Here is a 17,194-nt window from a genome sequence, read left to right as displayed (position 1 = left end):
CGGAAATTACGAATAATTCCTTTATTACCCTATCTATAGAATGATAATCTTAATTTAATATCTCCCTTTGCAATCGATGCTCCCTAAAGGATATTGAATTATGGATATTCGCCAAAGCTTCCTTTTCTTCACTCTATTGTTCCATGTTCTTCTTGCAGAGGCCACGCCGTCATTGATAATCAAAGCTATGGAAAAAACCCCTAGCATTCTTATTCAAAATCAAGTTGTGCAAAAAAAATATGTTATTTTGAATAACACGTCCCATCCGCTTATCAATTACGAATTAATCGACATTCCTACAGGGATTAAGCAAGTTACTACTGGACAAAAAACTTGCCAACATTCATTCAATCTCCAGCCAGGTGAAAGCTGTATTCTTATACTGCAAGTAAACGCCGCATTAATGAAAAAAAATATCCAAGGCGGCCCTAAAATTTGTCACCATCTGGGCAATCCTGAAGATTGCTCCGTTCCCATTGATGGGGATGCTCTTTTATTCACAAAAAATAAGGCGATTGATGCAATATTAAATAAACCAGTCTATCGAAACTCTATTTGGGGTCTTCGCGTCATCGATTCAAAAACAGGACTTACTTTAATCGATTTCAGGCCGCAACATCCATTTTATATTGGTTCGGTACGAAAACTTTTTTCTGTGGGAGCTTTGCTCAACCAGGCCGGGGCTAATTATCGATTTCATACCCGTGTTGCTTATCAAGGAACAATTGATGCTAATGGTGTATTAAAAGGGAATCTAATATTGGTTGCATCCGGCGATCTGACTATGGGAGGAAGGACTTTACCTGATGGTACTATTGCCATTTCTAATTTTGATCATAATGAAGCAAATTCTCTTGGTAACGCTATTCTCACCAGCCCTGACCCACTCGCTGGCTATAAGGGTTTAGCCAAACAGATTTATGGCTATGGGATAAGAAGGATATCCGGTAACATTGTAATAGATGATGGGCTTTTTAAACCCTTCCGATTCCGCAATGAATTTAATGTAACCCCCATTTTTGTGAATGATGACGTTATCGATGTCATCATGAAGCCAACGGAGATTGGTCGTCAGGCATCCGTCAACTGGCGCCCTGTTTCAGCTGCTTTTACAATCTCTTCTAGCCTTCAGACAACCAATTCAAATACTGCAGCCACTTATAAGTTAGACCCACAACTCCCTACCTGTATAGGGGATGCCCATTGCCAAGGTCAGGTAACTGGTAATCTTCCTATTCACTTTATTCCACCTTTTACTCATCATTTCCCTCTTGTCCAAACTTTCAGAATAGTAAAACCAGCCAATTATGCACGCACCGTTCTCATTGAGGCACTAAAAAATGCCGGCATTAAGATTGATGCGCCAATCAATGCGCACAATCCTCCTATGCCTCCAGGTTCTTCTACTTTGATTGCCGAATTGGTATCCCCACCTTTTTCGGAGTACGCAAAATTTATTCTTAAGGTTAGTTATAACATCGGTGCCGATGTCAGTTTAGTCCTATTTGGACTGACAAAAGGAGTAAATAACATGGCAAGTGCCCTAACCGCTGAAAGAAATAGTTTGATTAATCAACACAAGATACCGGGCGATCAATTTCATTTTATAGACGGCAGTGGTGGTGGAGAGACATTTGCGACCAACCGTGTTGTCACACAATGGCTAACCATAATGGCTCAATCCCCTTTTTTTTCGGCATTTTTTGACTCACTTCCCGTTCTGGGGGTTGATGGTTCACTTGCTACAGTTACGGAATTTAAAACTCGCCCCAGTCTTTCTGGAGCAAGTGGGAAAGTTCATGCAAAATCGGGAACCTATGCTCAAGGAACGCCCCAGGGAATTCAATTAAAAGGCCAAGCATTGGCCGGTTATATCGATACCAAAAGCGGAAGACGATTGATTTACCACCTTGTGGTGAACAACGTCACATTAAGCTCGATAACGGATATAATGAGAGTATTTCAAGATCAAGGAACCATATCAGCAATATTGTGGCGAGATATTTAAACTAGCAACACTAAAAGCACTGGTAGAATAATTTAGTTTGAGCATACTTTTTATCGATACATTCAATAACCCATTCCACTAAAATAGGTAAGTATTCTTTGGGTTATTTTCTCTGCCAAATCTTGAACAGCTTGCTTAATGAGGCCTGAAATTCCAAACTGGAATTTCAGATCCTTAATTTCTATACCATACAAGATGACATTTTGCGGTAAAGCATTAAGCGCTTTACCTAACTCCAAAGCTTGCGCAAGTCCAAAATGATGGGTGGATTGCAAAGCGCTTAGATCCTTAATTTCTTCCAGGTTAAAACAGTGTAAAGAGCCTAACTTAGCCCCTGTTTTAACCGCATCGATTAAAAAGACCGTTTTCGCGTTAGACATCAGATCAAGTAAACTTGCACCCGGCCTGTCACAACAAGTCATTTGTAACTGTTCTGAAGGATAACCGCATAGCGCTTCTTGTTCCTGCAACATTTTAATAACGTCCCATCCTAAGCGGTCATCTCCAAACGGTGAGCCAAGCCCTATGATGAGCAGTTCAGTCATTTCGTCTCACGTCTAGAGTCAAGAAATGGGTAGAGCATGAGATGCAGGGATCATAATTTCGGATAAGCATTTCACTATAACTTCGAAGTTCTTCGTTCGACTTATCAAGACCAAATTGCTGCAATGAGAGGCACAAATCCTCTTCGATGCGAGCCTGATTTTGGCTAGTTGGCGGTACAATCCGCGCAAATTTAACTAACCCTTTCTTATCGATTTCAAAGCAATGCCATAATAAGCCTCGAGGCGCCTCGGTACATCCATACCCTGTCCCTGAAGCTATAGTAACCTCTGTATAGGGAGAATCAGGAAAAGTGTAATTTTCTAAAATACGGCTGGCTTCCCAAAGGCAGAAATAAACTTCGATTGCACGAGCTAGAATGCTATGGTGCATATTTTTGCTTGGAAAATGAATACCGATATGCTTTAACAACGTTTGAATTTGTTCAGGTAACTTCGCATGATTAATGTTTAGTCGTGCTAAAGGGCCGACCAGATATGGCTTTCCTTTTAGTAAGCAGTGCAAAGCAGTGGAATAAGGAGTCTGATTCTCTTTAAAATATTCGTCAAATTCCTCGATAGCAATATCAAGGCCTTGATCAGAAACAATGCGCCCTTCATTCATTGGGTACTCTTCTGGATGACATAATGAAACACAAGTAAAATCAGGGCTATTTTTGCCAAGAGTCAGCGTACTAAGCCATCGAATAAGCGATTCGCAATCAGCAAATGAACCCTTTATTTTTTTAAGGATCAGCTGCATAGTCTCCAGATTTGGTGCTTTATAAAAGCCCCCTACTCGTGCACCCACAGGATGCACAGAGCGCCCCCCAAACACCCGCATGATTTCATTCCCCAATGCTTGCAGGCGCAAACCTCGCCGCACTTCATCAGGGTAGACTTTTGCCATCTCAGGAGCACTCTTAAAACCAAAAAGATCCGGTAACGCTAAAAGATGAATGTGTAAGCAATGACTTTCAATCCACTCACCGCAATAAAATAAGCGCCTCATCTCACGAACCCAAGAACTCGGTTTCATGCCAAAACAATTTTCAATTGCCTGAGTAGCACTCATCTGGTACGCGACTGGGCAAATACCACAAATGCGGGCAACGATATCCAAAACCTCGCTGTACTCGCGTTGTTCTAAAAATTTCTCAAATAAACGGGGTGGCTCATAAATCTTGAGTTGCAAAGCCTGAATTTTATTATTTTTAATTTCAATTTTAAGTGCTCCCTCTCCTTCCACACGCGCAAGAATAGGCACCTCAATGATTTTTTCTTTATTCTTTGACAATCTTGATTCCCTTAAAGTAATTACCCGTTTGATTAAATACCTCAGCCTGATTATTGATGTGCAAAAATTGCCGCGCGATTTTATCGTAGGAGCTTCCATTTTTTGCAAACCATGCCCCTAATGAACGTGCATTGGCATTTTCTGATGGACCATAACAAGCATAACAAGCCCGACCCTGTTGAGGACAAAGTGCGCCACAGCCAGTTTGAGTGATAGGCCCCATACAAGGTTCTTTCTTAGCAACCAGTACACACACCTCTCCATTACGCTTACACTCCAAGCACACCGCATCTCGCTTAACCCGAGGTACTGCGCCAAACAATAGGGAACGCACAGCATCCATCACCTGATGAGTATTAACAGGACACCCCCATAACTCGAAATCAACGTACACGTGATGTGAAATCGCAGTCGAAGTGCTTAATGTTTCAATTGTTTTGGGTGAAGCATAGATACTTGCCATCCATTCTTGATAATTAACCGCGTTGCGCAAAGCCTGTATTCCTCCAGCAGTTGCACAAGCGCCAATGGTGATTAAGAAGGTTGCATTTTCACGGATTTTTTTTATTCGCTCTACCTCTTCGGGTGTTGAGATACTTCCTTCAACAAAAGCGATATCAATTTTTTCTTTAAAATTAAGATAACCAGCCTCAGCGAAATGAGTCAATTCAACCAATTCCGATAACAGGAGAAACGCTTCTCCAGCATTGAGGAAAGCTAACTGGCATCCATCGCATGAAGTGAATTTATAAACTCCCAGGCGCGGTTTTCTCATACTAAAATCCTGGTTCCGTAAATAACCCTTTTATACGATCATAGGCAAAAATAGGACCGTCTTTACAAATAAATAAACCCCCATATTGACAATGACCACAATGACCGATTCCACACTCCATATTACGCTCCATGCTAAGATAGATTGCTTGCTCAGGAACACCCTGATTAATCAATGCCAAGCTCGCCGCAAGCATCATGCCTTGCGGACCACACATCATTGCAACCGTATTACTCGCATTGAGCTTAAGTGATTCAATCATATCGGTGACATAACCCACGCGCCAAGGCCACTTTGGTCCAGCTTGATCTGCTGCAATATAAATTTCAGTGTCTGGCATTGTTTGCCATTGTTTATATTGTTTGCGGAAAATAAAATCCTCACTGTGTTTTACACCCTGAAAAATTTTTAAAGCACCATAATCTTGACGCCTAGCTAAAATGTAATTAATGACAGACACAGTGGGTGCGCATCCTAAGCCGCCCGTGACCACAACGATATCTTTGCCTAAAACTTCTTTAACAGGCCAACCCTTGCCCAAAGGCCCCCGGATGCCAACATAATCTCCCTTTTTTAATTGCTGCATAGCTTTCGTGACACGCCCAACCGCACGGATAGTATGGCTTAGGTAGGATTGCTCTTCGGGATCAGAGCTAATTGAAATGGCAACTTCACCAACCCCGTATAAACAGAGCATGTTGAATTGCCCGGGGTAGAATGAAAAAGCGTGTTGCTGCGGCTTTTCAACAAATTGAAGATCAAGGGTAAAAATCGTCGGTGATTCTTGCCGTCGAGCCTTTATTTTTGCTGCATGAGGTAAATAAGCATCTGTCGTCATTGCCTACTCTCGCACATTTGATTCACCCGAAATGGCAGCTAATTCTTCGGTAATATCGATGCCTACCGGACACCAAGTTATGCATCGTCCACACCCTACACAACCACTTGTATCAAACTGATCAAACCAGCTGCCTACCTTGTGCGTTAGCCACTGGCGATAACGCTTTCTCGTATCATCACGAATCGGGTGTCCGGCTAGATAACTATGACCCTCCGTAAAGCAAGAATCCCATTCACGCTTCTGCTCGCTACTTTTTCCATCAAGACTAGGCTTGGTTATCTCACTATGACAAAAACAAGTTGGACAAACAGAGGTACAATTCCCACAGGATAAACATCGCTCAGCGACTTCCTCCCACCGGGAATGGCCTAAATTGGAAAACAACAAATCGCGTAAGCCTCGCTGATTATCCAAGGGAATACGCTTTGTTTGCATGGTAGCGGCATTTTTTACTTCTTGCTCTGCTTCTTTGCGTTGTTGTGCAGTTGCTAATGACAAATTTAAACTGGAAATTAGTTTTTTCCCACGTTCGCTACCAGGTTTAATAACAAACCCCAAATCTAATTCGGTCATTAACAAATCAAAAAGACTTCTAACCTCAGGCCCTGTTCCTGCCGAAACGCAAAAACAATTCGCCGATGAATAACCACAATTAACAGCAACAATAAATAATGATTCACGTCGTTTACGATATCGTTCATCTTGATGCGTTGCTGTGATAAACACTTTATCTTGGATGGCCATTGCCGCTAAATCGCAAGAGCGAGCGCCCAAAATAGCTATGGGCGGGCCATCCGCTACACAAGGTTTAAATTCTAATTTCCCAGTAGTGCTGCGCTCAACCCGCCAAACGGTTTCACTTGGTTTAAAAAGCAAGGGCTTAATGGCTTGTGGACCATTAGCCCATGAGAACGCACGCTGGGTTGTCAACGTTTCGAGGTGATACCCCCCCGGATTTTGATGATCACGAATACCCCAGGGCAATCGTTTAGCTTCGGTAAGAGTATCATAGACAATTGCACCATCACGAACTTGAGGCCCCACACAAGAGAAGCCTAACCCTCGGAGTGCATCGATTAATTCTTGTAACTTTTCGTGAGACAAAAAATAGTTATCGTTGTTCATCAGTAGCTTAATCCTTAAAGCAGGTGGCTCGCGTGCAGGTATTGCCCGTACTGCCATTGAGAGTTTAGACCTCAATAATCTGAGCCGCGCGATAAGCAAAATTTAGCAAATTCGCGGCAATTGTTCCCCGTTTAACCAATCAATGATCCTTAGCCCGCCTAATTTTGTACGCAGCTGTACAAAATACCTCGGATCTTCAATCACTTCCCCGATAATTGCTGCTTGCTTACCCTGAGGATGACCATGCATGGCTGTAATTAATTGATCAGCCTCTTCTGCCGGACAAATGGCCAAAAGTTTCCCCTCATTCGCCACGTACAAAGCATCTAAACCTAAGAGTTCGCAAGCGCTTGCTACCTCAGTGCGGATTGGGATTTTAGTTTCATCAATCATAAAACCAACTCGCGATTGTAAAGCCCATTCATTCAGAGTTGATGCCACACCACCGCGAGTCGGATCTCGCAAGCAATGAATTGAAGGTACTGCATCAAGCATATGAGTGACCAAATCATTCAAAGCCGCAGTATCTGATTCTATTGTCGTTGAAAATTCCAAATTATTGCGTTTGGATAAGACAGCAATCCCATGATCGCCAATATATCCGCTAAGAATCACTTTATCACCCGGTTTTGCTTGATCACCGGAAATAGAAATGCCTTCAGGAATTACGCCTAATCCTGTGGTGCTGATAAATACTCCATCCCCTTTACCTCGCTCCACGACTTTGGTATCTCCTGCAACAATAGCGACATCGGCAGCAAAAGCTGCCTCTGCCATTGATGTGACAATTTTTTTTAAGTCAGCAAGGGGAAATCCTTCCTCCAAGATGAAGCTCGCGGATAGATACAATGGCTTTGCTCCTGCCATGGCAATATCATTTATCGTTCCGTGTACTGCTAATGAACCGATATTGCCACCAGGAAAAAATAAAGGAGAAATAACGTGGGCATCCGTGGTCATGACCATGCGCCCCGCATCCACAAGAAAACAAGCCTGGTCATTTTTTTGATCGAGCCAGGGGTTCTTGAACGCCGGCAAAAACAGCTCGTTAATTAATTGCACCATAGCGCGTCCGCCACTGCCATGGCTTAAATCAATCAAACCGTTTTTTAGATTTAATTTTGCTCCCGGTGATCTTTTGGCTAGCGTTTCCATAGCTAACTTCTCCTTCCATAAGCATAAACAGCAGCACAAGCACCCTCAGATGAAACCATGCAAGAGCCGAGCGGATTTTGCGGCGTACACACTTTAGCGAAAAGTTTACAATCAGTAGGCCTTTTTATGCCGCGCAAAATAGACCCGCAATCGCATTGCTTGTGTTCCACACCAAGAGAATCGGGTAAGGGAAACCGTTTTTCAGCATCAAACTGTTCATAAGCGGCTTTAATTTGCAAAGCGCTGTCCGGAATGCTTCCCAACCCGCGCCATTCAAAACTTAACCGCAATTCAAACACTTCTCCCATTATGGCTTGTGATTTTAAATTTCCTTCCCGAGTCACTGCTCGTGTGTATTGAATTTCAACATCGCTTCTTCCTGCATTAATTTGTTCAATCAACATTAAAATAGCGTGCAACACATCGAGAGGTTCGAAACCCGATATCACGATCGGCTTTTTATATTGATTGCTTATGGGTTCATAAGCCCTGCTCCCTGTCACAATACTGACATGGGCGGGTCCAACAAACCCATCTAAATGATGGATAGGCTCTTCATCATAAGAAGTTTGCAAAAGGCAACTCATTGCTGCAGGAGTCAATACATGATTGCAAAATACCGTAAAATTGGACAAATTTAATCGTTTTGCTTCTTTGATGGCATAAGCTGTAGGCGGTGTGGTTGTTTCGAACCCAATCGCGAAAAAAACAACTTCTTTTTCAGGATTTATTTGCGCTAAACGAAGCGCATCATCCACTGAATAAACCATCCTTACATCAGCGCCGCGCGCCTTTGCCTGCAATAAACTTTGCTGATTGGATCCTGGTACGCGCAACATATCACCATAGCTACACAAAATAACATGAGGCAAAGAAGCTAAAGCGATAGCTTTATCAATTCGATGAATCGGTAAAATGCAAACCGGACACCCAGGTCCGTGAACCATTTCCACATTGTCAGGCAAAAGGCTTGGAAGACCATAACGATGAATGGTATGAGTATGGCCACCACAAAATTCCATCAATCGATAATACCGTTTGGGGATTGCTTGATTGCTAATCTCTTCGACGATTGCTTTTGCAAAATCCGCATTACGAAACTCATCTATGTATTTCATCGTGTCTGTCCCTGCATTTCAGCAAACAGAGTCAATGTTCTTCGTGCCTCGTCTTCGTTCAATATTGTTAACGCATACCCCACATGAAGAATCACGTAGTCACCCTCGCTGACTTGATCTAATAAAGCAATCGAAATTTCTTTTTCAATTCCACCCAAATTCACTAGAGCTCGTTGGGAATCAAGCAATCGCGTAACTTGAACTGGAAGCGCTAAGCACATAAGATGTCAGCCTCCGGGTAATTGCCGCCTATCCATGCCTGACCTAAAGAAATACCACCATCATTTGCAGGCAATTGCTGTGGTAAATACACCTTTAATCCATGGTTTTCCAACTGCTTTGTTAATCCTTCAGTGAGCACTTGATTTAAAAAACAGCCACCGCTGAGTAAGACAAGATTGATGGATGTTTTTTTTGCATAAAACAGAATCCAATCGGCTAAACCAGCGATCAATGTTCCGTGGAACAAATTTGCACCCTCCTTAGGCTTCATCTGCAATAACTGTAACATCGTTGGTAAAAAATTAAATTGCTCCTGAGTAAAAGTCCAGCCGCTGGCAAAAACTTCAGGAGAAGTAACCAAACTTTCAAGCTGCATGGGCGCTTGCCCTTCATAGTGAGACAGTGTATTTACATTTAACAATGCACTTGCAGCATCAAAAAGGCGGCCGCAACTGCTTGTAGTTGGCAAAGAAGGATTCGTTTTAAGCAAACGGGCCACACCAAAAACCTGGGATTGCTCAGCAAATCGCTGAATGATCTCTTCGTCTCTGTTCAGGCAATGTAAAACAGCAGCAGCCATCCGCCACGTCTCATGAACCGCACGTTCACCTCCGGGTTGGGGAATAGGATAAAAATGAGCCAGCCGTTGAGCTTGAGCACCTTTTTTCAAAAGAAATAATTCGCCTCCCCAAGCCTTACCATCCCATCCGTATCCATACCCATCAAGCGCCAAACCTAAGGCAGGTTCCATAATCTGATGCTCTGCAACGACAGAAGCTAAATGGGCGTGATGATGCTGCACTGCAATAACGGGAAGATTGTATTGGCTTGCAAAGTGCGTCGTATAGAAATCGGGGTGTAAATCGCAAGCAACACGCTCAATTTTGACATCAAGAAATCGCATCCAGTGTGTGAGTGATTCATGAAAAAAATCGATGGTTTCTTTATTCGTCATGCTGCCTATATGTTGAGAAACGAAGGCTTCATTTCCCCGAGTTATGCAAAAAGTATTCTTAAGGTGTCCCCCTAAAGCTAATGTCGAGGGTATCGAGGCAGGTAATTGAATGCTAATTGGTGAAAACCCACGCGCACGCCGCACAAAATGAGGCGAATGATTGATAATGCGGAGAACTGAATCGTCAACACGAGTAAGAATTTGGCGATTGTATGAAACAATCAAATCGGCGATAGCGATCAGTTCATCATTAGCCTTCTCATCCGCTATAAGTAATGGGTTGCCTGCAATGTTAGCGCTAGTGGCGATCAGTGCCCATGGATGAATAGACTCTAACCAACCCAATCCTTCGGGGAAACCTGCTAAAGCGTGAAACAGTAAGTAAAGCAAGGGGGAAGACGGCAGCATAATGCCTAAGCAAGATAAATGCGGTGCAACGAGTTTAGGAAGCACCTCTTGCTTTTTTTTAAGTAGAACAATAGGACGCGCTGGGCTGACGAGGACTTCTTTTTCCTCAGTACTGATAAGAACCAATTCTTCAGCGCTAATACAATTGAGCACCATTAAAGCCAACGGCTTAGCTTCGCGGTATTTTTTTTGACGCAACCTTTGAATAGCACTTTTATTTCTAGCATCACAGAGCAATTGATAACCACCAACCCCTTTGAGCGCAATGATTTTTCCTGCCCGTAAAGCTTCAGCGATTGCTTGGATGGGAACTGAAAGTTCTGGGCCGCAGTTTTTACAAGCAGTAGGTTGCGCATGATAGCGGCGATTTGTCGGTGAACTATAATCTTGCTTGCAAGCTAAGCATAACGGAAATTCGCTCATTGAGGTTTGACAACGGTCATAAGGTAACTCCCGGGTGATCGAGAAGCGAGGGCCGCATTGCGTACAATTTAAAAAAGGGTATTGATAATACCGGCTATCGGGATCAAAGAGTTCCTTTAAACAATCTGAACAAGGGCTTGTATCAGGTGAAATCACGCTGCCTGAGACACCGCTTTTATGACTGTCGATAATTTGAAAACTGCTTTCATGATCTATTAGGGGGATATGACTTGTTTCAATGTCTTTAATCTTAGCTAATGGCGGTAATGAGGCTAGAAGTTGGGCAAGAAAGGAAGAAACGGATAACCCTTGCACTTCGATTAAAACACCTAATGCATTATTTTGCACCCAACCGGTTAGGTTTAAGCGCAGGGCGACTCGATAAACATGGGGGCGAAATCCAACGCCCTGAACTTGGCCTTTAATCAATATTTGTAATCTTTCAGCCATTCGCTTGAATCGCTTCTAACCATTCATACCACTTACTGAGTCCCGCCCCGTTTTTTGCAGAAATCGGCAAAACCTCAACCATTGGGTTAATCCTTTTTGCATAAGCAATGCATTGGTTTATTTCAAAATCAACGTAAGGCAATAAATCCATCTTAGTAAGTAGCAAGATATCGGCTTTACGAAACATTTCCGGATACTTTAATGGCTTATTGTCCCCTTCTGCTACGGACAGAATCACGACTTTATACGATTCTCCTAAATCAAATAGGGCTGGGCAAACTAAGTTACCCACATTTTCGATAAAAAGCAGCGAGTGCTCTTTTAACGCTAAATTATCAATCGCATGTCCAACCATATGAGCATCGAGATGACAGACTTTTCCTGTATTAATTTGAATAGCTTGTCCACCACTTGATTTAATTTTTTCCGCATCATAGTCGGTTTGCTGATCGCCAACGATAACAGCGATATCGAGACGGTCTTTTAAATCAGCAATAGTTTTGGCAAGTAATGTTGTCTTGCCTGAACCAGGACTTGACATCAAGTTGATAGCAACAACGTTCTTTTTTAAAAAAACTTGATGGTTTGCCCTGACAAATTCATTGTTTTTCGCAAGAATGTCTTGTTCGATGGCTACAAGCTTATCCGAATCATGATGGTGATGGGGATGAAGGGCATTTGCCTCCATGTGGTGTTCATGTTTATCCCCTTCCGAACAACCACAAAGTCCACACATTATTCAACCTCCATGGATTTCACACGCAGCTCCTCACCCTGAATTATTCTTAAAGAATATCGTCCGCAAATCGCGCAGCCGTCGTAATAATTTTTAAGCATAACAGCTTCCTCACAAAAGTCACAGATTGCTTTTCCCTTAATTTCAATCAATTCGAGCTCCGCACTTTCAGCAATACTGCCTTTCGCTATGACATTAAAACTAAACTTGAGAGACTCTTGATCTACACCAATCAATTGACCAATTTCGAGATAAATTTTTTTAACAGATCGGCAATTCATTGCGGATGCGTGTTGTTTAATGATATCGAGAATGGTGCGTGAGAGAGTCAGTTCATGCATCTCAAAAGGAGTAATAAGTTCCTAGATAGGTAAATCACATCATATAGTATCCAGGGAAAAAATAAAGGAATGGTGCTGCCTTCGTAGGAATGAATAGTGGCTCGCCCTACTTCGTTGATTTTTTGCGACTTTTACGCGGCATTAGTAATCCAAGAATTAAGGCGATGGCAAAGAGTGCGGGAACGTCACCGTAAAGGTGATCAAAGTGCTGTGGGTAAACGATAGATTGGATTCCCATGATTCCACCATGGACAACACTTGACCAAATAGTAAACCAAATCAGACTCCTGTGCTCTACCGGATTACGGGAAGCGATGATCAAAAACACCCCAAGCGTTGCGTAAATACCTAAAATCATCTGTAAGTATTCTGATTGACCTGCATGCCATGACCAGCCAGATGGCCACACCAGCGTCAGAGGATAAATACCAAAAATAAAAATAAGGCCGACTAAAAACAAAGCTACTTTCAAGTATGATAAGCGTTTAGCCTCATTTAACTTATCCATTGTTACCTTCTTTAAAATTATTGTTTAGGATTAGCAAACAGTATAGATCATAATTCGACTCGACATTAAGTGTAATGGATAAGCTATGAATCAATTTACTCTTCTTGCCATTCCTTCTCATCCGTGAGATATAAGAAATAGCATGACCCGAGGAGCCCGGACGGACATACACATGTTACCCAATGCCATAATTTATTCACCAACCCTACTCATCCTTTTTGTATTTGGATTGGGCCTTCGACATGGTCTTGATTTAGATCATTTGGCAACCATTGATTCCATTACCAGAACCATCAGAACAAATAACCGATTATCAAAGCGCGTGGGATTATTGTTTTCCCTAGGGCATGGCTTAGTCGTAATTACTTTAAGTGTGATTATCAGCAACGGGTTTATCCGCTCTCAATTTCCAACTTGGCTTGAACCTTTGGGGAGTTTCATCTCCATATTTTTTTTATTGGTTTTTGGTTTTCTAACACTTTACAATATTTTACGACACGAAAACCAATTCCATACCCCAAGTAGCTTACGGCATTTTTTTATCGGCAAATTTAAGCGTTATAACGCAATCTGGATCATACTGACTGGCGCATTATTCGCCTTTTCCTTTGATACGTTTAGCCAAGTTGCCCTGTTTTCAATTTCAATTTCATCTTCAAAGCATTGGACTTTTTCTGCCATCCTTGGGCTGATTTTTATGCTAGGAATGATGGCAACCGATGGCTTAAATGGGCTAATGGTGTCATTACTGATTCAACGAGCCGATAAATTATCTTTATATATTTCCAGGCTTTTAGGATTTGCTATTGCTTGCTTTAGCCTCATACTGGGTCTACTGGGTCTCTATACAGAATTAAATAATCTCAGCTAAGATAAACTTATCACTTTAGATGCTGTGGAGACAAACTATAAACGCTGATGCCCCTGCTGTTAAACGTGCCCTTAAATGGCAATCTTATATTGCGTTTGCTTCTTTATTTGCAATTGGCTTGCACTTTTTCCTAGGTGCTTTCAAAACACAGATGGCAGATATACCTTTGTTATTCGTTATTATCAGCGGCGGTATACCCTTATTTTTTCAGATCCTCTTTAAGCTATTCAAAGGCAATTTAGGCGCGGACTCGCTTGCAGCAATTGCGTTAGTAACTGGCGTTATTTTACATGAATACCTTGCTGCAACATTGATTATTCTTATGCTTGCCAGTGGCCAAACTTTAGAAACCTACGCTAGACGCAAAGCCGCCTCGGCACTCTACGCCTTGGCTGCCCGCATGCCTTCCCTTGCCCATCGTCAAACCGATAACCGTATTGAAGATATACCTTTAGCGAATATTGCCATTGATGACAAAATTATTATTTTTCCTCATGAAACATGCCCCGTCGATGGGTTAGTAATCCACGGGCAAGGCACAATGGACGAATCCTATCTAACCGGAGAACCTTATTTAATCTCAAAAACACCAGGTGCTTATGTTTTATCTGGTGCCATTAATGGCGACTCTGCACTCACAGTGCAGACGACAGCCCTGGCATCCGATTCACGCTATGCTGCAATCGTAAAGGTTTTAGAAGAAGCTGAACAAAAAAGACCTACAATCAGACGATTAGGCGATCAAATTGGAGCCATTTTTGCCCCTCTCGCATTACTCTTTGCATTCATAGCCTGGTATGTGGCTGGAGATGCTTTACGCTTTCTTGCCGTGTTGGTGATTGCAACCCCTTGTCCTTTGTTAATTGCAATTCCCATCGTGTTAATCAGTGCAATTTCAAAAGCAGCTAAGCAAGCAATCATCATCAAAGATCCAGCCATCTTAGAACAGTTACCGCTTTGTAAAACAGCCATTTTTGATAAAACAGGCACCCTTACCTACGGCAAACCATCTTTAACCGAGATGGTCACCGTTGGCGATTATCCGAAAGAAGAGATATTGCAGTACGTTGCCAGCCTGGAACAGTATTCCAAGCATCCTCTTGCAAACGCTATTCTGCGAGCAGCGCAGGAGCAACATCTTGTCCTTCTTAACGTAATAGATTTATCTGAGAAGCCTGGACAAGGTTTAAAAGGTACAATTCATGGCCATACCATACTTATCACAAGCAGGAAAAAACTGTTGGAATCTAATCCAGATTGTAAAAGTAAACTTCCACCCGTTTCACCTGGATTAGAGTGCATTATTTTGATTGATAATCAATACGTCGCTTCTCTGCATTTTCGTGATGCACCACGCCTCGATAGCAAACCCTTCATCAGCCACTTAGGGCCGTCCCATCAATTTAAAAAAGTCATGCTTGTTTCGGGTGATCGCGAATCGGAAGTGAGTTATTTAGCGAGGCTTTTAAATCTAACTGAAGTATACGCCTCTCAAAGCCCCGAGCAAAAACTTGCTATTGTGCAGCAAGAAAGAAAAAAGGCGGCTACTGTTTTTATGGGTGACGGGATTAACGATGCACCGGCACTCACTGCAGCTACGGTCGGTATAGCCTTTGGTCAACATAGTGCTATTACTTCGGGGGCAGCTGGAGCCGTGATTATGGAGAGCACCCTAAGTAAGGTCGATGAACTCATCCATTTAAGCATAAACACTCGCAAAATTGCAGCTCAATGTGCCATTGGTGGAATGGTACTCTCCATCCTAGGTATGGTGTTTGCGGCAGCCGGTTATATTCCTCCTGTGATGGGGGCAATACTTCAAGAAATCATTGATATTATTGCTATCGTGAATGCGTTGCGATTAGCCTTGGGAAAACAAATTAAAATTGATCTCCCCATTTTACCCTCTAATTAATAGAATAGGCATCGTTGCAATTCTCAGCACTTTCTCGGCAACACTGCCTAAAAAAAAGCGGCTAATGCCTTGACGGCCATGCGTACCAATAACAAGTAAATCCGCCTGCCAATCTTGTGCCTCGGACACAATTTTTTCAGCAATACGCCCTTCTGCAAATTTAAGAATCACGAGGTGAGTATCAAAATTAATATTTGCTTCTTTCACTTGATGGTTTATTTTTTCTAAAAAATCTTCCCCTTCTTCTTTATACGCTTTCCAAAGGGTTTCAAAATCAATAAAACTATCTGCGTATTTAACGATTGATTCATCCAGAACATAAATTATACGCAAAAATGATTTTTGATCTTGGGCCAGCTCAATTGCCTCTTGCAAGGCCTGGTTTGACGTGGCGCTTCCATCGACTGCTACCATTATTTTTTTGTATTTCATAATCTTTCCTTATCCCTTTAGGTCTTTTGTTCCCGCACAAGCAATACAGGCATAGTTGCAGTACGAATCACCTTCTCAGCAACACTACCTAAGAACAAGCGGCTAAAACCTTTTCGACCGTGAGTCCCAATCACCAATAAATCCGCACGTAAAGATTGAGCCGCCGTTACAATTTTCTCGGCAAGCCGTCCCTCATTAGGTTTAAGTTCGATAAGATGAGTAGCGAAATCAAATTTTTCAGACCTTAATCGATCTTCTGCTTTTTCTAATATTTTTTTCCCGAATTCTCTGTGCGCGTTCCACAGCCAATCGAATTCAACATACTCATCAACTTGATTAAAAATGGTTTCATCAACAACGTGGATAACGTGCAGTTTTGCCTTCAGCTCTTGAGTTAATTTAATAGCCTCATTTAAAGCAAGTGTTGAACAGTCACTTTCATCCATTGCAACCACAATGTGCTCATGTTTCATGCTATTCCCTATTTTGCATGTGTATATTTATATTAGTTCACATTGCCCAGAGTTTAAAACAAATACCAAAACCTGCTAAATAGATTAAACTTAAATAAACCGCTTAGCACGAGACCAAAAGGACTTACATCATGCCTGAATATAATATTCGACTTTTATGGGAGCGCGGTACAGAAGACTTTAATTATCAAACTTATAACCGCAAGCACACTGTATTTTTTTATGGTGGACCAAAATTAGAAGTCAATTCGTCTGCTCACTTGATACGCAATCCACAGTTTCATTGCCCTGAAGAATTACTAACAGCTTCTCTTTCAAGTTGCTTTTTGCTTACTTTTCTGTCCTTGTGCGCTAAGAATAGATATGTTGTTGATAGCTATTCGGACCGGGCTACTTGTGCGATCGATGAAACTAGGCATACGGTTTCACATATTATTCTTTCCCCGGTAGTTTCGTTTAAAAATGAAAACAAACCGGATCAAAAAACGATGGAACAACTTTTTGAAGCAACACATAATCTATGTTTTATTGCAAATTCCTTGAAATCAACCATCACCGTAAAACCTAGATTTGCAGATGAAAATGGTGAAAATTAACCC

Annotated in this window: 18 protein-coding genes; 4 read left to right on the top strand and 14 right to left on the bottom strand. The window is 42.1% G+C overall.

All coding sequences use genetic code 11. From position 1 onward, the window contains the following. Nucleotides 1–100: 100 nt before the first annotated feature. A complete protein-coding gene (locus LMI_RS06710) occupies nt 101–2,008 on the top strand; it encodes a D-alanyl-D-alanine carboxypeptidase/D-alanyl-D-alanine-endopeptidase (RefSeq protein ID WP_052679481.1) in 1,908 nt (635 codons plus the stop codon). 62 nt (nt 2,009–2,070) lie between these two features. On the opposite strand, the gene LMI_RS06705 is transcribed toward LMI_RS06710, so the two are convergent. From LMI_RS06705 to LMI_RS06650, 12 genes are all read right to left on the bottom strand, one after another. Continuing rightward, complete coding sequence (locus LMI_RS06705) at nt 2,071–2,553, bottom strand: hydrogenase maturation protease (RefSeq protein ID WP_045099101.1); 483 nt, start codon at nt 2,551–2,553, stop codon at nt 2,071–2,073. Continuing rightward, nucleotides 2,546–3,847, bottom strand: coding sequence for a Ni/Fe hydrogenase subunit alpha (locus tag LMI_RS06700; RefSeq protein WP_045099100.1), 1,302 nt, complete (start codon nt 3,845–3,847; stop codon nt 2,546–2,548). The genes LMI_RS06705 and LMI_RS06700 overlap by 8 nt, the downstream gene beginning before the upstream one ends. Then, nucleotides 3,834–4,622: an NADH-quinone oxidoreductase subunit B family protein gene (locus LMI_RS06695; RefSeq protein WP_045099099.1), complete on the bottom strand. Its 789-nt coding sequence runs from the start codon at nt 4,620–4,622 to the stop codon at nt 3,834–3,836. Before LMI_RS06695 ends, LMI_RS06700 begins: the two co-directional genes overlap by 14 nt. Nucleotide 4,623: 1 nt before the next feature. Further along, a complete protein-coding gene (locus tag LMI_RS06690) occupies nt 4,624–5,460 on the bottom strand; it encodes an FAD/NAD(P)-binding protein (protein ID WP_045099098.1) in 837 nt (278 codons plus the stop codon). A gap of 3 nt (nt 5,461–5,463) precedes the next feature. Continuing rightward, on the bottom strand, nt 5,464–6,588 hold the full coding sequence (locus LMI_RS06685) for a 4Fe-4S dicluster domain-containing protein (RefSeq protein WP_045100624.1): 1,125 nt from the start codon (nt 6,586–6,588) through the stop codon (nt 5,464–5,466). A gap of 102 nt (nt 6,589–6,690) precedes the next feature. After that, nucleotides 6,691–7,743 carry a hydrogenase expression/formation protein HypE gene (hypE, locus tag LMI_RS06680; protein ID WP_045099097.1) on the bottom strand — a complete coding sequence of 351 codons (1,053 nt, stop codon included), beginning with the start codon at nt 7,741–7,743 and terminating at the stop codon, nt 6,691–6,693. Between the two features lie 2 nt (nt 7,744–7,745). Next, nucleotides 7,746–8,861 carry a hydrogenase formation protein HypD gene (gene hypD, locus LMI_RS06675; protein WP_045099096.1) on the bottom strand — a complete coding sequence of 372 codons (1,116 nt, stop codon included), beginning with the start codon at nt 8,859–8,861 and terminating at the stop codon, nt 7,746–7,748. Next, nucleotides 8,858–9,082 carry a HypC/HybG/HupF family hydrogenase formation chaperone gene (locus LMI_RS06670; RefSeq protein WP_045099095.1) on the bottom strand — a complete coding sequence of 75 codons (225 nt, stop codon included), beginning with the start codon at nt 9,080–9,082 and terminating at the stop codon, nt 8,858–8,860. The genes hypD and LMI_RS06670 overlap by 4 nt, the downstream gene beginning before the upstream one ends. Next, nucleotides 9,073–11,319, bottom strand: a complete 2,247-nt coding sequence (gene hypF, locus LMI_RS06665) for a carbamoyltransferase HypF (protein WP_045099094.1) — start codon at nt 11,317–11,319, stop codon at nt 9,073–9,075. Before hypF ends, LMI_RS06670 begins: the two co-directional genes overlap by 10 nt. Continuing rightward, a complete protein-coding gene (hypB, locus tag LMI_RS06660; protein WP_045099093.1) occupies nt 11,312–12,055 on the bottom strand; it encodes a hydrogenase nickel incorporation protein HypB in 744 nt (247 codons plus the stop codon). The genes hypF and hypB overlap by 8 nt, the downstream gene beginning before the upstream one ends. Further along, nucleotides 12,055–12,396: a hydrogenase maturation nickel metallochaperone HypA gene (hypA, locus tag LMI_RS06655; protein WP_045099092.1), complete on the bottom strand. Its 342-nt coding sequence runs from the start codon at nt 12,394–12,396 to the stop codon at nt 12,055–12,057. Before hypA ends, hypB begins: the two co-directional genes overlap by 1 nt. Nucleotides 12,397–12,502: 106 nt before the next feature. Continuing rightward, the gene (locus LMI_RS06650) at nt 12,503–12,904 is read right to left on the bottom strand and encodes a DUF6632 domain-containing protein (protein WP_045099091.1); all 402 of its coding nucleotides are present in this window, start codon (nt 12,902–12,904) and stop codon (nt 12,503–12,505) included. Nucleotides 12,905–13,076: 172 nt separating this feature from the next. Between LMI_RS06650 and LMI_RS06645 the strand changes: the two genes are divergently transcribed. Then, the gene (locus tag LMI_RS06645; RefSeq protein ID WP_045099090.1) at nt 13,077–13,775 is read left to right on the top strand and encodes a HoxN/HupN/NixA family nickel/cobalt transporter; all 699 of its coding nucleotides are present in this window, start codon (nt 13,077–13,079) and stop codon (nt 13,773–13,775) included. 19 nt (nt 13,776–13,794) lie between these two features. Next, a complete protein-coding gene (locus LMI_RS06640; RefSeq protein WP_045099089.1) occupies nt 13,795–15,690 on the top strand; it encodes a heavy metal translocating P-type ATPase in 1,896 nt (631 codons plus the stop codon). Here LMI_RS06640 and LMI_RS06635 read toward each other — a convergent pair. Continuing rightward, nucleotides 15,676–16,122 (bottom strand): universal stress protein, encoded by a 447-nt coding sequence (locus LMI_RS06635; RefSeq protein ID WP_045099088.1) that lies wholly within the window; start codon nt 16,120–16,122, stop codon nt 15,676–15,678. The two genes, LMI_RS06640 and LMI_RS06635, sit on opposite strands and share 15 nt — an antisense overlap. Before the next feature lie 17 nt (nt 16,123–16,139). Further along, complete coding sequence (locus LMI_RS06630; protein ID WP_045099087.1) at nt 16,140–16,595, bottom strand: universal stress protein; 456 nt, start codon at nt 16,593–16,595, stop codon at nt 16,140–16,142. Between the two features lie 131 nt (nt 16,596–16,726). On the opposite strand from LMI_RS06630, the gene LMI_RS06625 reads away from it, so the two are divergent. Beyond that, on the top strand, nt 16,727–17,191 hold the full coding sequence (locus LMI_RS06625; RefSeq protein WP_045099086.1) for an OsmC family protein: 465 nt from the start codon (nt 16,727–16,729) through the stop codon (nt 17,189–17,191). The last annotated feature ends 3 nt before the right edge of the window (nt 17,192–17,194 follow it).

Source organism: Legionella micdadei (genome assembly GCF_000953635.1).
GTDB classification, from domain to species: domain Bacteria; phylum Pseudomonadota; class Gammaproteobacteria; order Legionellales; family Legionellaceae; genus Tatlockia; species Tatlockia micdadei.
The sequence above is the reverse complement of the archived record's forward strand: the minus strand, read 5'-3'. Positions and strand labels throughout refer to the sequence as shown.